A 22,592-nucleotide genomic window follows, 5' to 3' on the forward strand; every position below is an offset into this window, starting at 1 on the left:
GCGATATTTGCGGTTCAGCGCCCAACGCGCGGCAGCCGGTTGCGCGGCGCTGCCGCACCGAAACCGGCCTCGGGTGGCGGTGCGTCCAGTGCTGTTCGGCAGAATGTGACGACGTGACCGACGCGCGCACCTACGGCGACGAGCTCGCCGTTGTCACCGTGACCTATTCGCCGGGCGAGACCCTGGAGCGGTTCCTCGACACCCTGGAGAAGGCGACGCAGCGATCGATCCGGGTGGTGCTCGCCGACAACGGTTCCACCGACGGCGCCCCGGAGCGGGTCGCCGCCGAACGCGCCAACGTCGACTTCGTGCCCACCGGCGGCAACCTCGGCTACGGCGGCGGCGCCAACCGAGGGGTTGCCGAGCTCGACGCGCGGTACGGCTGGGTGGTCATCGCAAACCCGGACCTGGAGTGGCAGCCGGGGGCGCTGGACGAGCTGCTGGCCGCCGCCGAGCGCTGGCCGCGCGGCGGCTCCTTCGGCCCGCTGATCAAGGAACCCGACGGCACCGTCTACCCGTCGGCGCGGCTGCTGCCGTCCATCGGCCGCGGCGCGGGCCACGCACTGCTGGGCAAGGTTTGGCCCGAGAACCCGTGGACCCGGTCCTACCGGCAGTCCGAGGCGGCGATCAGCGAACGCCCGGCGGGCTGGCTGTCCGGCTCGTGCCTGCTGCTGCGGCGGACGGCATTCGATTCGGTGGACGGTTTCGACCCGCGCTACTTCATGTACTTCGAGGACGTCGACCTCGGCGACCGGTTGGGCAAGGCGGGTTGGCTGAACGTCTACGTGCCGACTGCGGAGATCATGCACATCGGCGGGCATTCCACCTCGGGAGCCGCCAAGCGGATGCTCGCCGAACACCACCGCAGCGCCTACCGCTACCTGGCCGACCGCTACCCGGGCCCCGCCTGGGTGCCGCTGCGGATCGCGCTGCGCGCGGCGCTGGCCGCTCGCGCGCGCATCGAAACCCGCTAGTACTGGGGGTAGTGCTGGTTGGCCTGCGAACCCAACGGCCCGAACTCGTTCGGAGCGCGCTGCGCGTGGTACGGGTTCGGCGGGAAGTTCTGCTGGCGCTGCCCGTAATCCTCCGTCGGCCAGCCGCTGTGCTGGGGTTCCGGCTGGGCCTGCGGCCGCTGCTGACCGGTGGACGGGAGCACCTGCGTGGTGTCCGCCGGATCGGCCTGGCTGATGACTTCGCGCGGGATGCGAACGGTGCTCGCGGCGTCCATCGGCGAGATGGCATTGTCGGGGGTGACGACGAACGCGCCGCGTGCCCGCGCGCGAGCAAGTGCTTCGTCGGCTCGGAGGCGCGGGTCCATGGGGATGCCCTCTCAGTCGTTCGCAGTCGGTGGTCCGCGGGGCGGGCGTCGAACTGGGCACGGCCGCTGGGGGCGGGCCCGCTGTTCATTATGCCGTTGCTCCTGCCAGAGTATTCCCCCCAATGGGTTTTCGTTACTGAAGTCCCTCACGTAGAGGAGGAACAACGCCGATGTCCGCCGATGCGCAGGACCCGGCCGCGTCGCCCACTGCGGAAGCGGTCGTGCTGGTGGGTGGTCGAGGGGTGCGGCTGCGCCCCCTGACCCTCTCGGCGCCGAAGCCGATGCTGCCGACTGCCGGAGTCCCGTTCCTGAGCCACCTGCTGTCCCGGATCCGGGCGGCCGGTATCGAGCACGTGGTGCTCGGCACCTCCTACAAGGCGGAGGTGTTCGCCGAACACTTCGGTGACGGCGCCGATTTCGGCCTGCGGCTGGAGTACGTCGTCGAGCCGGAGCCGCTGGACACCGCCGGTGCGATCCGCAACGTCGCGGACCGGCTCAGCGCCGACGACGTGCTGGTCTTCAACGGCGACATCCTCTCCGGGGTGGACCTGGCGAAACTGCTGGAAACCCACCGCGCCGCCGCGGCGGACGTAACGCTGCACCTGGTCAAGGTCGCGGACCCGAGGTGGTTCGGCTGCGTGCCCACCGATGCCGACGGGCGGGTCACCGCGTTCCTGGAGAAGACCGAGGACCCGCCGGTGGACCAGATCAACGCGGGCTGCTACGTGTTCCGGCGCGAGGTGATCGACACGATTCCGGCGGGGCGGCCGGTGTCGGTGGAGCGCGAGACGTTCCCCGAACTGCTCGCCTCGGGCGCGCGGGTGCAGGGCTACATCGACACCTCGTACTGGCTGGACATGGGAACTCCGGCGGCGTTCATCCGCGGCTCGGCGGACCTGGTGCTCGGCGTGGCACCGTCGCACGCGTTGCCCGGTGCGCGCGGCGAAGCGCTGGTGCTGGCGGGCGCATCGGTGGCCGCCGACGCGGAAGTCGGCGGCGGAAGCACCATCGGTGCGGGCAGCGTGGTGGAGTCCGGCGCGCGGGTGGTCGAGTCCGTGCTCTTCGACGGGGTCCGCGTGGCGCCTGGCGCGGTGGTCGAGCGTTGCGTGATCGGCACCGCGGCGACGATCGGACCGGGGGCCGTGCTGCGCGACGCGATCATCGGCGATGGTGCGAGGATCGGTGCCGACTGCGAATTGCTGAACGGAGTGCGCGTGTGGCCCGGTGTGGAACTACCGCCGAACGGCGTGCGGTTCTCCGCGGACTGACCAGCACGAATCGCCTCGCGCGTCGCAACGACGTGCGTCGCGGAGAACCATGAGCGATGCCCTGACCCGGACTTGGCGCCCGCCGTACCCGCTGGATCTGCCGCGGGTGCTGGCCCCGCTGCGCCGGGGCAGCGGTGACCCCACCACGCGGGTCGAGGCGGGCGAGTTGTGGTGGGGCACCACGACCGCGACCGGTCCCGCGACGTTGCGGTTGCGGAAGGATCGCGACGGCACGGTGCTCGCGACGGCGTGGGGCCCGGGCGCGCACCTGGTGCTGGACGGCGTTCCGGATCTGCTGGGCGCTTCCGACGACGACACGGGTTTCGTCGCGGTGCACGACGTCGTGGAGCGCGGTCGGCGGGCATCGCGCGGGGTGCGGTTGTGCGCTTCGGGCCGGGTCTGGGACGTGCTGGTGGCCGCGGTTCTGGAGCAGAAGGTCACCAACCGGGAAGCGTGGCGGTCCTGGCGGGAGCTCTGCTGGCGCTTCGGCAGCCGCGCGCCGGGGCCGGTCGAGAAGCTCTGGGTGGCACCGGATCCCGTGCAGCTGCGCCGGATCCGGGACTGGGAGTGGCATCGAGCGGGCATCGACGGCGCCCGGCGCCGCACCCTGATCGCCGCCGCGTCGGTGGCCGGTCGGCTGGAGCGGGCCGTCGAGCTGCGCGGCGCCGAAGGCCGCGAGTTGTTGCAGAAGGTGCCCGGCATCGGCCCGTGGACGGCGGCCGAAGTCGCCCAGCGGGCCTGGGGCGACCCGGACGCGGTCAGCGTCGGCGACTTCCACCTGCCGACGATCGTCGGCACGGCCCTGGTCGGCCACCCGCTGGACGACGAAGGCATGCTCGAAGCCCTCGCCCCCTACGCGGGCCACCGCCACCGAGCTGTCCGGTACCTCGGCGCAATCGGTGTCAACCGCCCCCGCCACGCCCCCCGAATGCCCATCCGCAACTACCGCACCATGTGACCGCGCTTCTGTTCACAGACCCCCATGGAGTGACCGCTTCGCTTCAACGGCGCTGGGCTGCGGTCATCATCGGGCCGAGGTCTGAGCCTTCGGGCAGGGCGTCGAGCGGCCACCAGCGGAGGTCGAGGGACTCCTCGCTGCGGGTCGGCTGGGCTCCCTCGGGTGCGCGGACCACGAAGCGCACGTCGAAGTGCCGCGTGGGCTTGCCGAGCGAGCAGGTGATCGGGTGCACGTCGAGGTGCACCGGTTCCGGCTCCACCACCAGACCGTCCACACCGGACTCCTCCGTCGCCTCGCGCAGCGCCGCACCGGCCAGCGAGGTGTCCGCGGGCTCGCAGTGGCCGCCGAGCTGCAACCACGCCCCCACCCGCGGATGCAGGGTGAGCAGCACGTTCTCGCCCGCCGCGTCGAGCAGCACGGCCGACGCCGTCACGTGCCCCGGCTCGCACGCCCGCAGGCAGGCATCCGAGCGGGCGTCCAGCAAGGTCAGGAACGCGTGGCGCAGCGCCTCCTGCTGCGGATCGTCGGGCCGCCATCGGCCGAGCACGCGCAGCGCGTCCGCGTGAGGTCCGCTCACAACTCCACCAATCCGCCGTCGAGGTCCCGGGGCTCACGCGGCCCGTCGACGGGCTCCGCGGGATGACCGACCGCCACCGCACCCAGCGGCTCCCACGAGTCGGGCAGGTCGAGCGCGGCGCGCACGACATCCGGGCAGAACAGCGTCGAAGACACCCAGCACGACCCGAGTTCCTCGGCGGCCAGCGCCACCAGCAGACCCTGCACCGCGGCCCCGCCCGCGACGGTGAACATCTGCCGTTCAGCCGCGCTGCGCTGCTGGTCGGGGTAGTCGTGCGAACCCTCGCGCACCAGGAAGGGCAGCACCACTTCCGGTGCGGCGTAGAGCAGGTTGCCACGCGAGACCCGCCGCTGCGCGGCCTGTTCGGCCAGTCCGTCGGCGCGCAGGTCGTCCAGCCAGGCGGTGCGCATCGCATCCAGCAGCTTCGTCCGAAGTGGACGGTCGCGCAGCCAGACGAACCGGACTGGACGGGTGTGGTGCGGCGCGGGCGCGGTCAGCGCCGCCCCGATCGCGCGGCGCACCGCATCGGCGTCGACCGGATCATCGGCGAACGACCGCACCGAGCGGCGCATCAGCACCGCCTCGCGACGGCCCTGCGCCAGCGCCTCGGCGGTGCCCAGGTAGAACAGGTCCTCCTCGACGGTCCGCGCCAGCTCCCGCGCGCTGGAACCGTCGTCCTCGGTCGTCAGACCGCGCACCACGGCGACCGGGACCGAACCCAGCTTGCCCTTGACCAGATCCGCCGCACCGGCGATCTCGTCGGCCACCGCCACCTCGGTCACGGCCAGCTCGTTGCCCTGCGAATCCGTGTTGCCCGCATAGCGGTGCAGCACACCGAGCCCAGCGGAACCGATCGCCACGTCGGTCTGACCGACCCGCCAGGCGCGGCCCATCGTGTCGGTCACCAGCACGCCCACCTGGACGCCGAGGCGGTCGGCGAGCCCGGCCCGCAGCCGCCGCGCCGAGGCATCCGGGTCCTCCGGCAGCAGCGCGATCTGGTCGAGCGGCACGTTCGAGGCGTCCACCCCGGAGGCCGCCTGCACGATGCCGAGCTTGTTCTGGGTGATCAAGGTGCGGCCCCGGCGGGCCAGCACGTAGGTGGACTCGGCCAGCACCAGCTCGCGGCGCAGCTTGTCGCGCAGCTCCGGATCGCGCGGCGAGGACACCAACCGGCCCTCGACCTTCGACACGATCTTGCTGGTGACCACCACGATGTCGCCGTCGCTGAGCCACGGCGCGGCGGCCGCGATCGACGCGGCCAGGTCGTCCCCCGGGCCGAACTCGGGCAATCCGCCCACTGCGAACAGGCGCAGCCCGGCCGCGGCCGCGTGATCCTTCATCGCCCCTCCTGGGCAAGGTCGAACGCCGCCCGGGCCATCGCGGCGGTGGCGTCCACATCGGACATCAACAGCGGGACCGCGCGGACGTGCACCCCGGGAACCACCGCGCTGTCGCCGGTGTGCACCAGCCAACCGTCCAGGATGCCCTCGGCTTCCTGGCGGGATCCGTAGTGCCGACCGACCGCCTCGGCGGTGCTGTCCACCCCGATCGCGGCCAGGCACGCATCGGCCATGCCCCGCAGCGGTCGCCCCCCGACGATCGGCGACAGCCCCACCACCGGGGCCGAGGACTCCCGCAGCGCGGTGCGGAAACCCGGCACCGCCAGCAGTGTTCCGATGCTGACCACCGGGTTCGACGGCGCCAGCAGCACCACGTCGGCACCGGCGATGGCGTCCAGCACCGCCGGTGTCGGCTTCGCCTCGTCGGCGCCCACCGGCACGATCGCGTGCGCCTTCGGCTCCGCACGGTGACGCACCCACCACTCCTGGAAGTGCACCGCGCGCTGCTCGCCCAACTCCGGATCGTCGATGGCGACGTGCGTCTCGACCCGGTCGTCGGTGACGGGCAGCAGCCGCGCCCCCGGCCGCCACCGGTCGCACAGCGCCTCGGTCACCGCCGACAGCGAATAGCCCGCGCGCAGCATCCGGGACCGCACCAGGTGGGTGGCGATGTCCCGGTCGCCGAGCCCGAACCAACTCGGCTCAGCGCCGTAGGCCGCCAGTTCCTCCTTGACCGACCAGGTCTCGTCGACCCGGCCCCAGCCCTTCGCCGAGTCGATGCCGTCGCCGAGGGTGTACATGCAGGTGTCGAGGTCCGGGCAGACCCGCAACCCGTGCATCCACACGTCGTCGCCCACGTTGACCACGGCGGTGATCTCGTGCTCGGACCGCTGCTTGGGCTCGCCGGTGGCGGGCAGCCCCAGCGCCGCCTTGACGCCGAGCAAGAACCGCGCGCCACCGACCCCGCCGACCAGAACTACGACCTTCACGGACCCGATCCTCGCACGGCGGCCGGAGCGCGAAGGCGCGAACCTGCGAGCTCCCAACCAGCGGACGCGTCACAGGAACCCGAAGATGCTGCGGAACATGCTCTGCCCCAGGTAGCCCAGCCCCGGATCGCCGCCGACCAGGTCGAACACGAAGTAGGCGAGACCGAAGAACGCCTCACCGACGAACGGCACCCCGATCAGCAGCAGGAACAGCACCAGCGGCGCCCACGGGCGCGCCTTCGCGCCGAACCGCTGCGCTGGTCCGGACAACCACGGTTCGATCGCGCCGTACCCGTCCAGGCCGGGAATCGGCAGGATGTTCAGCACGAACGCGATCACCTGCAGGAAAGCCAGGTAGGACAGCCCGGAGGACAGGCCGATCGGCATCGGCACGAGCGCCACGGCGGTGGCGATCAGCAGGCCGAGCACCAGGTTCGTCAGCGGCCCGGCCAGCGACACCATCGACTCGATGCGCCGGGAGCGCAACGCGTGGTGGTTGATCCACACCGCACCGCCCGGCAGCGGAATACCGCCGAGCGCAACGAAGATCAACGGCAGCACGATGCTCAGGACCGGATCGGTGTAGCGCCGGGGATCCAGCGTCAGGTAGCCCTTCGAGCGGACCGACCAGTCGCCACCGCGGTAGGCAATGATCGCGTGGCCGAACTCGTGCAGGCACAGCGATGTCGCCCAGCCGCCGAGCACGATCAGCACGACGCCGGTGATCCGCGTGGCGTTGTTGTCCAGGGTGGCGAGCACCCCGCCCAGCACGGTCAAGCCGACGAGGGCCAGGAACAGGGGGCTTATTCGCGCCGCGGAATTGGTCACGCCGTCCAGTGTCCACGAACGACCGCCCGGCGAAGATGACCATGGGGTGGTATGCATGATCTTGGGGGGTCGACGTTGCGTCGGACGGAGTACCGGCGATGCGCCGAACGTGCTCAGCAACGGTGCTGAGCAGCCGGAGGTCAGGGTGTCCCCCTACGGAAGGTCTCCGCTTGACCGCAAGGAGCTACACGGGTGTAATCACAGCAGTGTCATTCGCCGCCGAAATGATCGTTGCTCGGCTGGATGCCAAGTAGATGATCTCGGGAGCGGCCGACCGGATGCGGGAGATCCGGGCGGGCACCGGTCGATCGAGGCACCGCCAGCGGTGAGAGGGCGGGCGGCGCAGCCGATCGGCGACGGCTGGAGTCGTCGAAGTACCAGGCCCCCGAACTTTGGGGACCGGGCAAACCTGCGAGCAGGAGTGCGTCCTGTTCCGGCCCTGGGGAGGGCCGGTGGGAACGGGAGATATCGGGGGAACCAACAATGTGGGAATCAGGAGACAACCGACTCGCGGAGCGTGGGGATGCTACCGCGGCCGAACTCGACATCCTGGCCGAACTGTTCGAGCTGAGCGAGGACGAACAGGAATGGCAGGAGCGCGCGTTGTGCGCGCAGACCGATCCGGAGGCGTTCTTCCCGGAGAAGGGCGGCTCGACGCGGGAGGCCAAGCGCATCTGCGCGGGCTGCGAAGTGCGGTCCGAATGCCTGGAGTACGCGTTGCAGCACGACGAACGCTTCGGCATCTGGGGCGGACTGTCCGAAAGGGAGCGCCGCAAGCTCAAGCGTCGCGCGGTCTGATCGGAGCCAGTGGGCGCAAGCCCCGATGCGTCCGGAACACCGGGTCCAGGCCGCGGCTGATGTTGCGCCGCACGACCAATGGATCCAGCTGTTTCGTTTGAGGGGTTTTCTTCCGCTGCTGGTGCATTACCGTTCTGCGGTAGTCGATCAGTTTCGCGGGAGGCATTTTGGTCGCGCCGGTGCTGGCGGTGTTGGTTTGTCACGACGGCGAGCCCTGGCTGCCGGATGTGCTTGCCGCACTGGGCGATCTGACCGAGCGGCCACGGTACCTGCTGGCCGTGGACACCGGCTCGACCGACCGCACGGCGGAATTGTTGGCGCAGGCCCGCGCGGATCGGATCGTCGACGATGTGCTCACCACATCCCGCGAAACGCCCTTCGGCGAGGCAGTCGCCGAAGCGGTCGCGCACGGGACGCGGCGGTGGGCTGATCCGGGACGCTGGTTGTGGCTGTTGCACGACGATTGCGCGCCCGAGCCGCAATGCTTGCAGCGGTTGTTGCAGGCCGCCGAACTGGATTCGACGGCGGCGCTGCTCGGCCCGCTCGGGTTGGACTGGGCTGATCCGCGGCTCGTGGTGGACGCGGGCCTGAGCACCGATGCGGCCGGAGGTCGGCAGACCGGCATCGGACCGTCCGAACTGGACCCCGAATTGATCGGTGCGGCTCCGCCGGTGTCGGAGGTGCTGGCGGTGACGACGGCGGGGGCGCTGGTTCGGCGCGACGTCTTCGAAAAGCTGCACGGCTTCGACCCGTCCTGCGATGCGGACGTCGACCTGGGGTGGCGGTTCAACCTGGACGGACACGGCGTCCGGTGGGTTCCCGACGCGAGGATGCGGCACGCGGCCGCGCGGCGCCGATCACGTGCCGAGCAGCGGATCAGCGCGGTGCGCACGTTCTTGGTCAACTCGTCGATGTCGGCCTTCCTGATCGGCCTGCCGCGGCTGTTCTGCCTGGCGTTGTTGCGGATGTGCGGCTTCGCGGCGCTGCGGCGCTGGACCGATTCGGCCGCCGAACTGGCGGTGTTGCGCGGGCTGCTCGGCGGGCGGCTGAAACTGCTGGCCGGTCGGGCGGCGCGCGCTGCGCAGATCCCGATCCGGCACGGTGTCCGCGGACTGTTAACAAGTCGTTCGGCGAGAATTCGCAATTTGCTGCGCGGCGCTTTCGCGGCCCTGGTCCGCGAGCGGGTGCGGCGCGATCTGCTGTTGCGGCGGGCGCCGGACGGCCACCTGATCAAGGCCGTTGCCGATGAGCCGGTGCAGGCGGCGGGACTGCGTCCGGCCGGGCTGGTCGTGGTGCCGGTGCCGGCGACCTCGGTGCCGAAACCGTCACCATCGCCGAGGGACACGGCCCGAGCCGACCTGCTGCTCGTCCCCGTCGACCGCTGGCGGATGGTCCGCGAGCTGGTGTTGACGCCACCCGTGGTGCTCACGGTCGCACTCGCGGTGTTCGCGTTGATCACCAACGGATTGCTCACCGATCGGTTCGGGGCAGGTTTGGCAGGCGGCCGGTTGCTGCCGGTGGCCGACTTGGGCACCACGTGGCAGGACTACCTGGCGGCATGGCATCCGGTCAGCGGCGGTACGGGCTCGGCGGCTCCGCCATCGCTGCTGGTGCTCGCGCTGCTCGGCACCGTCCTAGGTGGACCGTCGGTGGTGGTTTCGGCGCTGCTGCTGTTCGGCACCGCGCTCGCGGGCCTGAGCGCCTACCTCGCGACTCGCGCGCTGCCGGTGTCGCGGCTGCGGCGAGCACTCGTGGCGGGCGGCTACGCCCTGCTGCCCGCGGCTGCGCTTTCGGCCGGACAGGGCCGCCTGGACGTCGTTGTCGCGCACATCCTGGTGCCGCTGCTGCTGGCCGGTATCGCGGCGGTGATCTGGCGTTCCGACGGGCAGTGGTTGGGGACGGCATGCCTGACCGCCCTCGGTCTGGCGGTGCTGGGTGCGTTCGCGCCGCTGCTGCACGTCGCGCTGATCGTGCTGGCCCTGCTCGCCTTCGTCGCCGTGCCCGGCCGGGACTCGCGTGGTCGGCGCCGCGTGGTCGGGCTGGCCGCGGTGGTGCTGCTCTCCGTTGGCTGCCTGCTGCCCTGGCCGGTCGTGCTGCTGCAACATCCGCAGCTGCTGCTGCACGGGCTCGGCGCACGGACCGTCGAGCTCCCGGCCGGGGCCTGGCTGCTCGCGTTGAGCCCGGACGGATCACCGGTGAGCGTGGTCGGCGCGCTTTTCGTGCTCGCGGCGCTGGTGACGGCCGGGACCCAGCGGATGCTGCTGGGCGCCGCCGTCGCGATCTTCGGCTGGGCGTTGGCCGTTCTGGTGGACGTGGTCTCGGCCGAGCCGATCACCGGCGGGCCCAGCACCACCGGCTGGACAGGCGCGCCGCTGGTCATCACCGCCGCCGGTTGCGGGTGGGTGGTGCTGGTGGCCGGAAAACCCCGTGTTCCAGGCAGGATCCTGATCCCGCTGCTGGCGGTCGGACTGCTCGGCCTGGCCTGCGCCGCGGCGTTCGCCACGCTCGGCGGACCGCTGCGCGCCGGGCAGCGCAGCGCCGCGGATCTACCGGGCTCGCTGCTGGTCCTCGACCCCGGGCCGCAACCTGCCCGGCTGGTGGACGGCACCGGCCCCCGCTTCGGCGACGACGACCTCGTACCGGTCGGCACCGCCGTCAACTGGCTGCGCCGGGTGGACGACGACCTGCAGTCCACCGACCCCGCTCGGGCGCGCGGAGCGCTCGCGGCGACCGCGGCTCGGGGTGTGGGGTTCATCGCGGTGCCACCAGGTTCCCGGCTGCCGGAGTTCGCCGCGGACCTGGTGGCCGAGCACGACCGGCGCTCCGACGGGCGGCGCGTGCTGCGCCTGCTGCTGCCGAGCAGCCCCGTCGAGTTGCTCGGACCCGACCTCGCGCGGGCGGCGCGAACCGAGCCGGAGCCGACCCCCGAGGCGCGACCACTGCCGGTGGACGCCCGGCTGCCGAATTTCACCGTCCGGGTGTCCGAAGGCGGGGCTGGTCGGGCGCTGGTCCTCGGCGCGGAGAACGAGCCGGGCTGGTACGTCCGGATCGACGGTCGACCGTTCCCGCTGGCCACCGCCTGGGGCCACCAGGTGGCGATCCCGCTGCCGGAGAACTCCGCCGAAGTGCGGGTGGGCTACACCGAGATCCCCCGCACCGCGCTGCTGGGCCTGCAGGCGGCGGTCATCCTCTTCACCGTCGTCGCCGCCCTCCCAGAACGCCGCCGCGCCCGGCCCCACCGGCTCCCCTGAACCGTCACGAGCCCGGAGCAGGACGCGGCGATTTCGCGCGAAACCGGCCGCACCGCAGCACGGGGCACCAGCGGTCGGTCACTGGCCTTCGATGACGTCCGGGTCCAGCCCGAGATAGGTGGCGACCTGTTCGACGAGCACGTCGTGCAGCAGATCCGCCATGTCCGTGCCGTCGCGGGCGCGGGCTTCCAGCGGTCGGCGGTACAGCACGATGCGCGCGCGAGTCGGCAACCCGCGCCGGTCGACGCCCGCCGGGACCAGCCGGGCCAGTGGCACGTTGGCGTCCACCACCACGTCGTCGTCCCACACCAGCTTCTCCGGGGTGGTGCTCTTGATCTCCGGCACCTCGTCCACGGCCACGTCGAGCTGGGTCAGCTCCGCGTGCCAGCGCTGCTCGATCGGTTCGAGCGCCTCCAGCACCAGCGCATCGAAGCGCTGCGAGCGGCTGCGGGACACCGGAACCGAGGACGGGTACAGGGGTCCGCGCAGGCCACGGCCGCGCCGGTCCCGCCGGAGGCGGCTTCGACGCCGAGATCCACGTGCGGTCACCACGCGCCGAGAGTACGCCCTCGACAACCGACGACGGGACAAGCCGCGGCGGGATTTCCGGCAGCCGCTCGCCCCGGGCGTTCGCGCAGAGCAGACACGCCGGAACCCGCTGTTCGCGGGCCCCGTCGGGGGCGGTTTCCGCGTGCCTGCGCCGCACGCCCGAGCGGGGGCGCTATCGTGCGTGTCGTGCGGAGCGTGAGGCGTTGCTCGCGGACCGGGTGTACCAACCCGGCCGTCGCCACGCTCACTTATGCCTATGCGGACTCCACCGCGGTCGTGGGCCCGCTGGCCACCTACGCCGAGCCGCACAGCTACGACCTTTGCGAAGCGCACGCGCTGCGACTCACGGTGCCCAAGGGCTGGGAGGTCGTGCGGCACGAAGGCGAGTTCGCGCCACCGGAGCCCTCCGACGACGATCTGACCGCGCTCGCCGAGGCCGTGCGGGAGGCCGGTCGCCCCGATCGGCCGGTCGAAGCCCCGGGCTTCACCGCAGGTGGGAGCCGTCGTGGACACCTGCGGGCGCTGCCCGATCCGATCGACGAATGAACAGCTCGTGACCAACAGCTCGGCTGTGCGCAGGCGTCGTCGCCGGAAACTCGATCGCCGGTAGGCTTCGGGCCACGAGGGGTGTCTGACGCGAAAACGGGGAGGGTGCAGCGTGCGGGACCTGTCGGGGATCGTCAAGGCCTACGACATCCGCGGGGTGGTCGGGGACGGCCTCGACACCGACGTGGTGCGGGAGATCGGCGCCGCGTTCACGCGGCTGGTCGGCGGCCCGGCCGTGGTCGTCGGGTACGACATGCGGGACTCCTCGCCGGGACTGGCCGAAGCGTTCGCCGAAGGCGTCACCGGGCAGGGCGTCGATGTGATCAACATTGGCCTGGCCAGCACCGACATGCTGTACTTCGGTTCCGGGCGGCTCGACCTGCCCGGCGCGATGTTCACCGCCAGCCACAACCCGGCCCGCTACAACGGCATCAAGATGTGCCGCGGCGGCGCCGCCCCGGTCGGCCAGGACAGCGGCCTGTCCGAGATCCAAGAGCTGGCCACCCACGGGGTGCCGGAGTTCCTGGGCGCCAAGGGCACCGTCACCCAGCGGAACCTGACCGCCGAGTACGCCACCTTCATGCGCGAGCTGGTCGACCTCAGCGTCATCCGCCCGCTGAAGATCGTGGTGGACGCGGGCAACGGGATGGGCGGGCACACCGTGCCGACCGTCTTCAACGGCCTGCCGGTCGAGCTGGTGCCGATGTACTTCGAACTGGACGGCACGTTCCCCAACCACGAGGCCAACCCGCTGGACCCGGCGAACCTGGTCGACCTGCAGGCCAAGGTCCGCGAAGTCGGGGCCGACGCCGGACTCGCCTTCGACGGCGACGCCGACCGCTGCTTCGTGGTGGACGAGCGGGCCGAGCCGGTCTCGCCGAGCGCGATCACCGCGCTGGTGGCGGTCCGCGAACTGGCCAAGGAGCCCGGCGGCACCATCATCCACAACCTGATCACCTCCAAGGCGGTGCCCGAGATCGTCGCCGAACACGGCGGCAAGCCGGTGCGCACCCGCGTCGGCCACTCGTTCATCAAGCAGACGATGGCCGAGACCGGGGCGATCTTCGGTGGCGAGCACTCCGCGCACTACTACTTCCGCGACTTCTGGCGCGCCGACTCCGGCATGCTCGCCGCGCTGCACGTCCTCGCCGCGTTGGGCGGTCAGGACCAGCCGCTGTCCGAGCTGATGGCCGACTACTCGCGGTACGTCGCCTCCGGCGAGATCAACTCCACGGTCGACGACCAGCAGGACCGGATGCGTGCTGTCGCCGCAGCCTTCGGCGCCCGAATTGGCGCTCGTGTGGACGAGCTGGACGGGCTTACCGTGGAGTTGTCGGACGGATCCTGGTTCAATCTGCGCCCGTCCAACACCGAACCGCTGCTCCGGCTGAACGTGGAGGCAAGGGACACTGACGCCATGGCCGCGCTGCGCGACGAGGTGCTGGCGGTCGTCCGAGGGTGAAGTTCCGGCGTCGCCGCGACGCCCGAGCGGTAGCGCGTCCGCGACGCCGCGCGGGCGAGTTTGGGAGGAAAAGTGGCCGTTGACCTGCAACCACAGTTGTTGGAGATCCTGGCTTGCCCGTGCCCGCAGCACGCGGCGCTGCGGCCCGGGTTGGCCGATGACGCGCAGGCCGACTACCTGACCTGCACCTCCTGTGGCCGTAGCTTCCCGGTCCGGGACGGAATTCCCGTGCTGCTGCTGGAAGAGGCCGTCGGGGGCCCGGCCCCCGGCGCCGCCGGTGAGGGGTGACGTTCGTGCTGGACGACAGTCTCTTCGACGATCCGGCCAGGCTGGCCGACGTGGACTCCAGCGGATTGCTGCGGCTCGCGGCCCTCTCCGGCGCACAGGTCCGCGCTGCGATGGAGACCGCGACCGAGATCGGCCTGGACGACCTCGCCGACGGTCGCCCGCGCGCTCTGGTGCTGCTGGCGCGGCCGGGCGTCGGACCCGCGGTCTGCCGGTTGCTCGCCGCGCTGACCGGTCCGCGATGCCCGGTTCCGCTGGTGATCGCCGAGTCGATTCCGGCGTGGGTCGGCGCGTTGGACGTCGTCTTCGCGCACACCGACGACGTCGGCGACGCGGTGCTCGCCGAGTCGGTGTCGGTGGCCTGCCGCCGCAGTGCGACCGTCGTGCTGGCGGTCCCGTCGGACGGCCCGGTCGCCGCCGCCGGAGCGGGCCGCGCCAAACTGCTCTCGCCGCGCATCCCGGTGCCGCCCGCGCTGTCGTTCGCCCACGTCTTCGCGGCCGGGCTCAGCACGTTCGCCGCCCTCGGCCTGCTGCGCTTCGACGCCGAAGAACTCGCCGACGAACTGGATCGGGAAGCCGAACGCGCGCACCCGAGCCACGAGTCGCTGATCAACCCCGCGAAGTCGCTGGCGCTGCGCCTGGCCGATCGCACCCCGCTGCTGTGGGGCCTCGACCCGGTTTCCACGGCGGTGGCGGCGCACGGCGCGTTCGCGCTCGGCAGCTACGCGGGTGTGCCCTCCGATGTCGCCGACTACCCGCAGGCCGCCACCGAGCGGGCGCTGCACCGCGTCGCCGCCGGAATCGGCTCCGAGGCCGATCTGTTCGCCGACCCCGAGGACAACTCGGCCGCCCTGCTGCGCGTGTTCCTGGTCAGCGCGCGGCACGACGCGCAGGGGGAGGTCTTCGAACGAGCCGCGATGCGGGATTTGCCCGGCGCGGACCTGGTCACACCGGGTGAGTCGGTGCGCGCCGACGCGGTGCTGCGGGCCGCGGCGCTGGCCACCCGATTCGATCTGGCCGCCGTGTACCTGGGGTTGGCCGCCGGAACCCTGAACGGACCCGGCTGGCCCGCACTTGCGGTGCGTTGAGGGAAAGTTTCAGGGAACGCCCCGATGCGGCCCGCCGACCCGACGCGGTGTGCTGTGCTGGGTGCTGCGGACGAGCTGCGCAAGACGAGGAAGCGAGAAACGACTGTGGAGCTACTGCGGAACGCGGTGCGCCCCTATGCGTGGGGCTCGCGTACCGCTATTGCTGATCTGCTCGGTCGGCCCGTTCCGACACCCCACCCCGAAGCCGAGTTGTGGATGGGCGCGCACCCCGGCGACCCGTCGCGGGTGATCCGGCCCGACGGGGACGAGGTGTCGCTGCTGTCCCTGCTGGACGCCGACCCCGCCCACCACCTGGGCCAGCGGTGCGTGCAGCGCTGGGGCGGCCGCTTGCCGTTCCTGCTCAAGGTGCTCGCCGCCGACGAACCGCTGAGCTTGCAGGCACATCCGTCGGCGGAGCAGGCCGCGGAAGGCTTCCAGCGGGAAGAAGAGGCGGGCCTCGCGCGCAACGCCCCCAACCGCAACTACCCCGATCCCACCGCGAAACCGGAACTGATCTGCGCGCTGACCGAGTTCCACGCGCTGGCCGGGTTCCGCGAGGCGCAGCGCACCGTGCGGCTGCTGGACGAACTGGCCGTTCCGAGCCTGCGCGCGCACCGCGAACTGCTCGCCGCGCAGCCCGATGCTGACGGGCTGCGCGCCTTGTTCACCACCTGGATCACCCTCCCCGAGCACTACCTGCGCGAGGTGCTGCCGGACCTGCTCGAAGCCTGCGTGGCGCACGTGCGGGGGCGCGGCGAGTTCGCCCTCGAATGCCGGACGGTGCTCGAACTCGGCGAGGCGTACCCGAACGACGCCGGGGTGCTCGCGAGTCTGCTGCTGAACCGACTCGTGCTGCAGCCGGGCGAGGCGATCTTCCTGCCCGCCGGGAACCTGCACGCCTACCTGCACGGCACCGGCATCGAGATCCTGGCGAACTCCGACAACATCCTGCGCTGCGGGCTGACCCCCAAGCACGTCGACGTCCCGGAACTGCTGCGGGTGCTGGACTTCGCCTGCGGCGACATGCGGGTGCTCAAGGGCGAATCGCTGGACGCCAACCTGACCGCCTACCGGACCCCGGCCAACGAGTTCGAACTGTCCAGGCTGGACTGGACACCGGCCGAATCCGGCGCCGTCCAACTGGACTCGCCTGGGCCGCAGATACTGCTGTGCACCAAGGGCGGCGTCCAGCTGACCAGCAGTGCACATCGGACGAACGGGGCGCTGCCAGACGAACTGCGGTTGGCTCGCGGCCAGTCGGTGTGGCTGGCCGCATCCGATCCGGCGGTGCAGGTGCATCCCGTCGAACTCGACGAAGACGGCAGCGCCCAGGTGTTCCGCGCCGCCGCCGGTAGGTTCTGAAACGGCGCCACGAAGCGACCATTCCTCGTACCGCAGCGGGGTGCGAGCCAGCAGAGCAGGCGCTCGGACTTCCGCCCACTTCGTCGCTCGCCGACCCGGAGCACCCGGTAGATTTCTCCCGACAACGGCGCGGGCCGGACCGCAAAGCGAATCGGGAGACAAATCGTGTCAGCAGGAGGCGGGGCCAAGGCCATCGTGGCCGCACTGGTCGCCAACGCGGGCATCGCCGTGGCCAAGTTCGGCGGATTCCTGTTCACCGGCTCATCGTCGATGCTGGCGGAATCGGTGCACTCGCTCGCCGACACCTCCAACCAGGGCCTGCTGCTGCTCGGCCGGAAGACCTCGCAGCGCAAACCCGACGAAGAACACCCCTTCGGCTACGGCCGGGACCGCTACTTCTACTCCTTCGTGGTCGCGCTGCTGCTGTTCACCCTCGGCTCGGTGTTCGCGCTCTACGAGGGCATCCACAAGATCGACCACCCCGAGCCGCTGGAGTCGGCGTGGGTGGCGGTGCTGATCCTGTTGATCGCGATCGGCCTGGAGGCCTTCAGCTTCCGCACCGCGATCAAGGAATCGCGGGTGCTCAAGGGCGGCCTGACCTGGTGGCAGTTCATCCGCCAGGCCAAGACACCGGAACTGCCGGTGGTGCTGCTGGAGGACTTCGGCGCGCTGGTCGGCCTGGCGCTGGCGCTCGGTGGCGTTGGCCTCACGGTGCTGACCGGCGACCCGGTGTGGGACGGGGTGGGCACGGTGTGCATCGGCGTGCTGTTGGGGGTGATCGCGATCGTGCTGATCATCGAGACGAAGAGCCTGCTCATCGGGGAAGGCGCGAACCGCGACGTGCTCGACGAGATCGTGGCCCAGCTGGAGTCCGACGGCGTCGAGAAGGTGATCCACATCCGAACCCAGTACCTCGGCCCGGAAGAGCTGTTGGTGGCCGCCAAGATCGGCCTCTCCCCGGCGTTGTCGGTGGCGGAGGTGGCCGATGCGATCGACGCGGCCGAGTCGCGGATCCGGGCGAAGGTGCCTGCGGCGCGACTGATCTATTTGGAACCGGACTTGGAACGAGGCCGGGCCACGGCGCGCTGACCAGGCATGGTGGGGCGCATCACAGCGCGTTGACGAAACGCGTGGCGGACACAAGTCAGCCAGTTCCTATTGAGACATTGCCGGGTTACTGTGCGACCCACCATTTGGGATTCATGAGGGAGGGCGACAGTGCCAGGCACTGGGCTGTGGCGAACCAAGTCGGTTGAGCAATCCATCTTGGACACCGACGAACCGGACACCAAGTTAAGAAAGAACCTCGGCACCTGGGACTTGATCGTCTTCGGGGTTTCGGTGGTCATCGGTGCCGGTATTTTCACACTCGCCGCGAGGACCGCAGGCGACGTTTCTGGTCCCTCGGTGTCACTGGCGTTCGTGCTCGCGGCCATCGCCTGCGGGCTCGCCGCGCTGTGCTACGCCGAGTTCGCCTCGACGGTGCCGGTCGCGGGTAGCGCCTACACCTACTCCTACGCCACGTTCGGCGAGTTCATCGCCTGGATCATCGGCTGGGACCTGATCTTGGAGTTCGCCGTCGCCGCGGCGGCGGTGGGCAAGGGCTGGTCGGTTTACCTGGAGCAGGTGCTCGGGCTGATCGGTCTGGACGTGCCCACGGTGCTGCCGCTGGGACCGCTGCAGTTCGACTGGGGTGCGGTGCTGCTGGTGGCGGTGCTGTGCACGCTGCTCGCCCTCGGCACGAAGTTGTCCGCCCGGGTCAGCCTGGTGATCACACTGATCAAGGTGGCCGTGGTGCTGCTGGTCATCGTGGTTGGCCTGGCCTACGTCAACGCGGCCAACTACACGCCGTTCGTGCCGCCTGCGCAGAGCGCCACGGAGTCCGGCCCGAAGCTGGAGCAGTCGCTGCTGTCGTTGATCCTCGGCGGTGGGACCAGCACCTACGGCGTCTTCGGGCTGCTGGCCGCGGCGTCGCTGGTGTTCTTCGCCTTCATCGGTTTCGACATCGTCGCCACCACCGCGGAGGAGACCCGCAACCCGCAGCGGAACGCGCCGCGCGGCATCCTCGGCAGCCTGGCGATCGTCACCGTGCTCTACGTCGCGGTCGCGCTGGTGGTCACCGGCATGGTGCCCTACACCGACCTGGCCACCGCCGAGGACGGCACCCGAGCCACGCTGGCCACGGCATTCGCCCAGCACGGCGTGACCTGGGCGGCGGCGATCATCTCGGTCGGCGCGCTGGCCGGTCTGACGACGGTCGTCATGGTGCTGCTGCTCGGGCAGACCCGCGTGCTGTTCGCGATGTCCCGCGACGGTCTGGTGCCGCGCGGGCTGGCCAAGACCGACCCGAGGCACGGCACGCCGGTCCGCGCCACCCTGCTGGTCGGGGTGGTCGTGATCATCGCGGCCGGTTTCTTCCCGGCGGACAAGCTGGAAGAGATGGTCAACGTCGGCACGCTGTTCGCCTTCGTGCTGGTGTCGCTGGGCGTGATCGTGCTCCGCAAGACCCGGCCCGACCTGCCGCGTGGCTTCCGGGCTCCGCTGGTGCCGCTGGTGCCGATCCTGGCGATCATCGCCTGCGTCTGGCTGATGCTGAACCTGACCGCGTTGACCTGGGTCCGGTTCGTGGTCTGGATGGCCGCTGGTGTGGTGATCTACTTCCTGTACAGCCGCAAGCACTCGCGCCTGGGGCAGCAGCAGTCCGGCGACGTTGCAGCCGGTGGCCCGGTGTCCCGCAGCTAGGTTCTCCAGCCTGTTTTCGATCGTTGAAACGGCGCCGTCCGACCGGGCGGCGCCGTTTCGCGTCTGTCCACACCTTGATTCGAACAGATGTTCACCTGGCTGAGTGATGACTCGCGGTGCTCGCGTCCGGATCATGGTGAGCATGACATCGAAAACAGCTGAAACCAGGAACAGTCAGCCCGCCGCGTACCAGCACAGCAGGGTGTTCGACAGCACGGTGCTCGCCAACAGAGCGTTGGACAGCAGGGTTTTGGACAGGGTTTTGGACAGCAGAGTGTTCGGACTCGGGAAGGTAGCGCTGCTGTGCATGGACGATCGGGAGCACTCAGGTGCACCGCCACCGACCGCATGCCGGGTGGACGTCGGCGAGCCAGTACGTGGCCTGCGGAACGTCGTGCCGTCGTGGGAAGTCGACGCGCGGGTGACGGCTGCGCGGGTTGGTCGTTCGCGGGCGTTCGCGGTTGCTCAGCGTTCGGACGCGCGCAGCGACGTCCCGCGTTCCCACGGGGCGGTGCGCCCTCGGGGTTCGGTGATTTCCGGTAATACCGAGGGCTCCGGGCGTGGTTTGGCTTCCTGCCGTCGTTGTGCCGCTGCGGCGGTCCGCTTCCGTTCGCCGGTCTTGGCGATCCGAGCGGTTTCGGGCTGCTCGGACTCCGCCGGGCGGTGCGACCATTCCTCGGCGGTCTCGGTGAGGGACCCGCCGTCGCCGCCCTGCGCGGGCAGGTGCGGCTTCGAGGTGCTCGGCGCGGTCGGCGCCTGAGCCGGTGTCGGGGTCTGCGGCCGCAGTGGCAGCGCCGCACCGCGGACCGGGGTCTCCAGGCCAGCGGCCATCGCGACGGCGCGGTCCCATTCCGGGTCGCCGGCGTAGTCGGTGTGCCCGAGCACACCAGGAACCCAGCGGCGGCACGAGAACGGTCCGCGCTGCGGGTCCGGCAGCCAGTGATCGCCACCGAGGACCAGCGCGCCGGTCGGGCCGCGGGTGGCGGCGGGCAGCGGTCCCTCGGTGCCATCCGCCCGGAGCCCGACCCCGATCAGCATGCCGTCGTACACCTGCCGGTTCCAGGTGGTCACCGCACCGCCGATCGGGTCGGTGCCCCGGCACAGCGAGCGCCAACGACCTCCCAGCGCCCCGGCGAGATCGCGCAGCGCGGCGTGCGGAACCACGCCGGGAAACGCCCGCGGGTATGCCCACTGGAGCTGGGAGCCCGCGGTCACCAAGCCGACCCGCTCGCGGTCGGCCTCGGGCAGCGACTCCAGCAGCCGAGCGGTGGCGACGGCCGCGAGCAGGCTGCCCTGGCTGTGCCCGACGAGCACGACTCGGGTGTTCGGGTCGGCGAGGTGTTCGGTGGCGCGGTCGGCGAGTTCGGGGATCACCTTCAGCGCGTAGCACGGCGGCACCACGGGATGCGCCTCGCGGGGCCAGAACAGCGCCAGATCGCAGAGCACTCCGAGGTATCGCGCGGTATCGCGCTTGGTGGCTGCCAGGTACACCATCCGCAGCAGTCCGATGGCGAGCGTCGCCAGCGCCGCGACCCCGACGCCGACCAGCCAGTCCGACCACGCCCAGCGCGGCAGTCCGACCAACCGGGCCGCCAGGGTCAACGCGGTGCTGACCGTCAGCACCCCGGCGATCACGAGGAGGACGTGATGTGAATAACGACGTTGCAGGTCCGCCCACTTCCAGGCGTTGGCCGCGGCGCGCTGGTCCTGCCTTCGGCCAGCGTGCAGCAGGGCGACCTCGTCCGGGATCGTGTTGTCGTCGTCGGTGCGTTCCGCCCGCCACCGCTTGAACAACATCCACGGGATTCCGACGATCGCGGCCGCCAGCAGCAGCACGGCGGTCGTGCCCCAGAAGATCGTCACGTCGTCGTACGCGGCGGGCAGCCGCAGTTCCGGGTCGCCCGGTCCCTGCTGGACGCCCAGCGCTTGGCGCACGCTGAGCCCCAGCCCGGCGCCGAACCCGTTGCCGAGCATGCAGGCGACCATCAGCACCGGGGCGGTCATCCAACCGCCTGCCCACGGCCGGAGCCGACGCGGACATGCCTTCCAATCGGGGCGCGCGATCAGCGCGGCAGGCGCGAGCAGGATGGCCACCGCGACGCACGTGATCACCAGCGCACCGGTGATCGCGTCGATCGTGGTGCCCGAACCTGGCAGCGGTCCGGCCAGCGGCCCGGGGAGCAACGCGACCGAGCACAGCAGTACCGAGGCTGCCGCCATCAGCACGCGCCGCGGCGTACGACCGAGCGCGGTCCGCAGCGCCCTTTCCTTGCCGCTGGGGCGCAATCCGGCCGGGTCGTCGAGCGCGGCGGTGCCGACCAGCGCGATGCCGAGCAGAAGCGCGGCGGCCAGCCAGCGCGGATCTGCGGTGACCGCGAACGGTCCGCCGAGCACGAGAAGTACCACAGTGGACAGTGCGGCGATGACGTGCAGGGCGCGCAGTGCCGGCGTGTCCGGGTCGGAGACGACGTTCGCCCCGGGCAACATCGGCGCACGGGCAGAGTGCTGCGGTTTCTCGGTCTTCGGCGCGGAGACCTGCCAGGACACAGTGGACAGATGATGCATCAGGAGGATCACGAGCGCGATGGGCAGCAGCGCCGCCGACGAGCGCAGGATGTCGATGCCGCGGACCGCATCCGGGACGAAAGCCATGCAGGTCGCCCCCGGCTGCAGGCACTGCGCGGCCAGCAGATCCAAGCTGACCACGGTCAGTTGCGCGACGAACAGCATCGTCAGCAGCAGGGCGGAAAGTCGCAGCAGTGCGCGCAGCACGGACGAAAGCACGTGGCTGAGCGGATTGCCGGGTCGGGCCGGTGGCAGCATCCAGTGCGCCATGTTGGCCAGCGCGAACGGGAACAGCAGGGCCCAGGTCGCCTTCGCGAGGCCGCCGGAGGTCATGCCACCCCAGACGTAGCCTTCGACGATCCGGGGCACCGAACGGTCACCGGTCGACAGCATCGGCCCCGGCACCGGACGGCGCAGCCGGTCGGCTGGGCGCATGATGCGCCCGATGCCGTCACCGGCGACGTCCACCGAAGCCACCGAATCGGTCAGTTCGTCGCCTGTGGCGCCGAGGACGCCGTGTACCCGCAGCTCGACGACGCGGGTGTCGGGCCCGGGTACTTGCACTGGATCCTCCAGAGCGGTTGTTGATCGTCGAACGCCGGTGGCGATTCTCCACCGGAGATCGGCATCTGGCGAGCGCTGTCCCTCCGATTGTGATCGCCCGAG

20 protein-coding genes are annotated in these 22,592 nt (G+C 70.9%); 12 read left to right on the top strand and 8 right to left on the bottom strand.

Going from position 1 to position 22,592, the window contains the following annotated elements:
• Positions 1-113: 113 nt before the first annotated feature.
• The gene (locus tag ACTWQN_RS35110) at positions 114-974 is read left to right on the top strand and encodes a glycosyltransferase family 2 protein (RefSeq protein WP_443207973.1); all 861 of its coding nucleotides are present in this window, start codon (positions 114-116) and stop codon (positions 972-974) included.
• On the opposite strand, the gene ACTWQN_RS35115 is transcribed toward ACTWQN_RS35110, so the two are convergent.
• Positions 971-1,318, bottom strand: coding sequence for a hypothetical protein (locus tag ACTWQN_RS35115; RefSeq protein WP_443207974.1), 348 nt, complete (start codon positions 1,316-1,318; stop codon positions 971-973). The genes ACTWQN_RS35110 and ACTWQN_RS35115 overlap by 4 nt on opposite strands.
• A 170-nt stretch (positions 1,319-1,488) precedes the next feature.
• On the opposite strand from ACTWQN_RS35115, the gene manB reads away from it, so the two are divergent.
• Both manB and ACTWQN_RS35125 read left to right on the top strand, forming a co-directional pair.
• Positions 1,489-2,586 (top strand): mannose-1-phosphate guanylyltransferase, encoded by a 1,098-nt coding sequence (gene manB / locus ACTWQN_RS35120; protein WP_443207975.1) that lies wholly within the window; start codon positions 1,489-1,491, stop codon positions 2,584-2,586.
• 49 nt (positions 2,587-2,635) lie between these two features.
• Positions 2,636-3,544, top strand: a complete 909-nt coding sequence (locus tag ACTWQN_RS35125) for a DNA-3-methyladenine glycosylase family protein (protein WP_443207976.1) — start codon at positions 2,636-2,638, stop codon at positions 3,542-3,544.
• A gap of 43 nt (positions 3,545-3,587) precedes the next feature.
• Here the strand turns inward: ACTWQN_RS35125 and ACTWQN_RS35130 are convergent, their stop codons facing one another.
• The 4 genes from ACTWQN_RS35130 to ACTWQN_RS35145 form a co-directional block, all read right to left on the bottom strand.
• Complete coding sequence (locus ACTWQN_RS35130) at positions 3,588-4,121, bottom strand: NUDIX hydrolase (RefSeq protein ID WP_443207977.1); 534 nt, start codon at positions 4,119-4,121, stop codon at positions 3,588-3,590.
• Positions 4,118-5,461: a coenzyme F420-0:L-glutamate ligase gene (locus ACTWQN_RS35135; protein WP_443207978.1), complete on the bottom strand. Its 1,344-nt coding sequence runs from the start codon at positions 5,459-5,461 to the stop codon at positions 4,118-4,120. Before ACTWQN_RS35135 ends, ACTWQN_RS35130 begins: the two co-directional genes overlap by 4 nt.
• Entirely contained in the window at positions 5,458-6,450 is a 993-nt protein-coding gene (gene cofD / locus ACTWQN_RS35140) for a 2-phospho-L-lactate transferase (protein WP_443207979.1), read from the bottom strand. The genes ACTWQN_RS35135 and cofD overlap by 4 nt, the downstream gene beginning before the upstream one ends.
• 69 nt (positions 6,451-6,519) lie before the next feature.
• Positions 6,520-7,278 (bottom strand): site-2 protease family protein, encoded by a 759-nt coding sequence (locus ACTWQN_RS35145; RefSeq protein WP_443207980.1) that lies wholly within the window; start codon positions 7,276-7,278, stop codon positions 6,520-6,522.
• Between the two features lie 483 nt (positions 7,279-7,761).
• Here ACTWQN_RS35145 and ACTWQN_RS35150 point away from each other — a divergent pair, with 483 nt between their 5' ends.
• Positions 7,762-8,076, top strand: coding sequence for a WhiB family transcriptional regulator (locus ACTWQN_RS35150; RefSeq protein ID WP_443207981.1), 315 nt, complete (start codon positions 7,762-7,764; stop codon positions 8,074-8,076).
• 167 nt (positions 8,077-8,243) lie between these two features.
• Positions 8,244-11,327, top strand: a complete 3,084-nt coding sequence (locus ACTWQN_RS35155; protein ID WP_443207982.1) for a glycosyltransferase family 2 protein — start codon at positions 8,244-8,246, stop codon at positions 11,325-11,327.
• Between the two features lie 78 nt (positions 11,328-11,405).
• On the opposite strand, the gene ACTWQN_RS35160 is transcribed toward ACTWQN_RS35155, so the two are convergent.
• A complete protein-coding gene (locus ACTWQN_RS35160; protein ID WP_443207983.1) occupies positions 11,406-11,879 on the bottom strand; it encodes a metallopeptidase family protein in 474 nt (157 codons plus the stop codon).
• Between the two features lie 183 nt (positions 11,880-12,062).
• Between ACTWQN_RS35160 and ACTWQN_RS35165 the strand changes: the two genes are divergently transcribed.
• From ACTWQN_RS35165 to ACTWQN_RS35195, 7 genes are all read left to right on the top strand, one after another.
• Positions 12,063-12,422 (top strand): DUF3499 domain-containing protein, encoded by a 360-nt coding sequence (locus ACTWQN_RS35165; protein WP_443207984.1) that lies wholly within the window; start codon positions 12,063-12,065, stop codon positions 12,420-12,422.
• A 112-nt stretch (positions 12,423-12,534) separates the two neighbouring features.
• Positions 12,535-13,884: a phosphomannomutase/phosphoglucomutase gene (locus ACTWQN_RS35170; RefSeq protein WP_443207985.1), complete on the top strand. Its 1,350-nt coding sequence runs from the start codon at positions 12,535-12,537 to the stop codon at positions 13,882-13,884.
• 72 nt (positions 13,885-13,956) lie between these two features.
• Complete coding sequence (locus tag ACTWQN_RS35175; RefSeq protein WP_443207986.1) at positions 13,957-14,172, top strand: Trm112 family protein; 216 nt, start codon at positions 13,957-13,959, stop codon at positions 14,170-14,172.
• Between the two features lie 5 nt (positions 14,173-14,177).
• On the top strand, positions 14,178-15,257 hold the full coding sequence (locus ACTWQN_RS35180) for a hypothetical protein (protein ID WP_443207987.1): 1,080 nt from the start codon (positions 14,178-14,180) through the stop codon (positions 15,255-15,257).
• Positions 15,258-15,362: 105 nt separating this feature from the next.
• Positions 15,363-16,619 carry a mannose-6-phosphate isomerase, class I gene (gene manA / locus ACTWQN_RS35185; protein WP_443207988.1) on the top strand — a complete coding sequence of 419 codons (1,257 nt, stop codon included), beginning with the start codon at positions 15,363-15,365 and terminating at the stop codon, positions 16,617-16,619.
• Between the two features lie 165 nt (positions 16,620-16,784).
• Positions 16,785-17,708 carry a cation diffusion facilitator family transporter gene (locus ACTWQN_RS35190; RefSeq protein WP_443207989.1) on the top strand — a complete coding sequence of 308 codons (924 nt, stop codon included), beginning with the start codon at positions 16,785-16,787 and terminating at the stop codon, positions 17,706-17,708.
• 129 nt (positions 17,709-17,837) lie between these two features.
• A complete protein-coding gene (locus ACTWQN_RS35195) occupies positions 17,838-19,361 on the top strand; it encodes an amino acid permease (protein WP_443207990.1) in 1,524 nt (507 codons plus the stop codon).
• A 174-nt stretch (positions 19,362-19,535) separates the two neighbouring features.
• Here the strand turns inward: ACTWQN_RS35195 and ACTWQN_RS35200 are convergent, their stop codons facing one another.
• Together ACTWQN_RS35200 and ACTWQN_RS35205 are read right to left on the bottom strand one after the other, a co-directional pair.
• On the bottom strand, positions 19,536-19,670 hold the full coding sequence (locus ACTWQN_RS35200; RefSeq protein WP_443207991.1) for a hypothetical protein: 135 nt from the start codon (positions 19,668-19,670) through the stop codon (positions 19,536-19,538).
• 156 nt (positions 19,671-19,826) lie between these two features.
• Positions 19,827-22,490 carry an alpha/beta hydrolase family protein gene (locus ACTWQN_RS35205; RefSeq protein WP_443207992.1) on the bottom strand — a complete coding sequence of 888 codons (2,664 nt, stop codon included), beginning with the start codon at positions 22,488-22,490 and terminating at the stop codon, positions 19,827-19,829.
• Positions 22,491-22,592: the final 102 nt, after the last annotated feature.

It is taken from the genome of Saccharopolyspora antiqui (genome assembly GCF_052246905.1).
Lineage (GTDB): Bacteria > Actinomycetota > Actinomycetes > Mycobacteriales > Pseudonocardiaceae > Saccharopolyspora.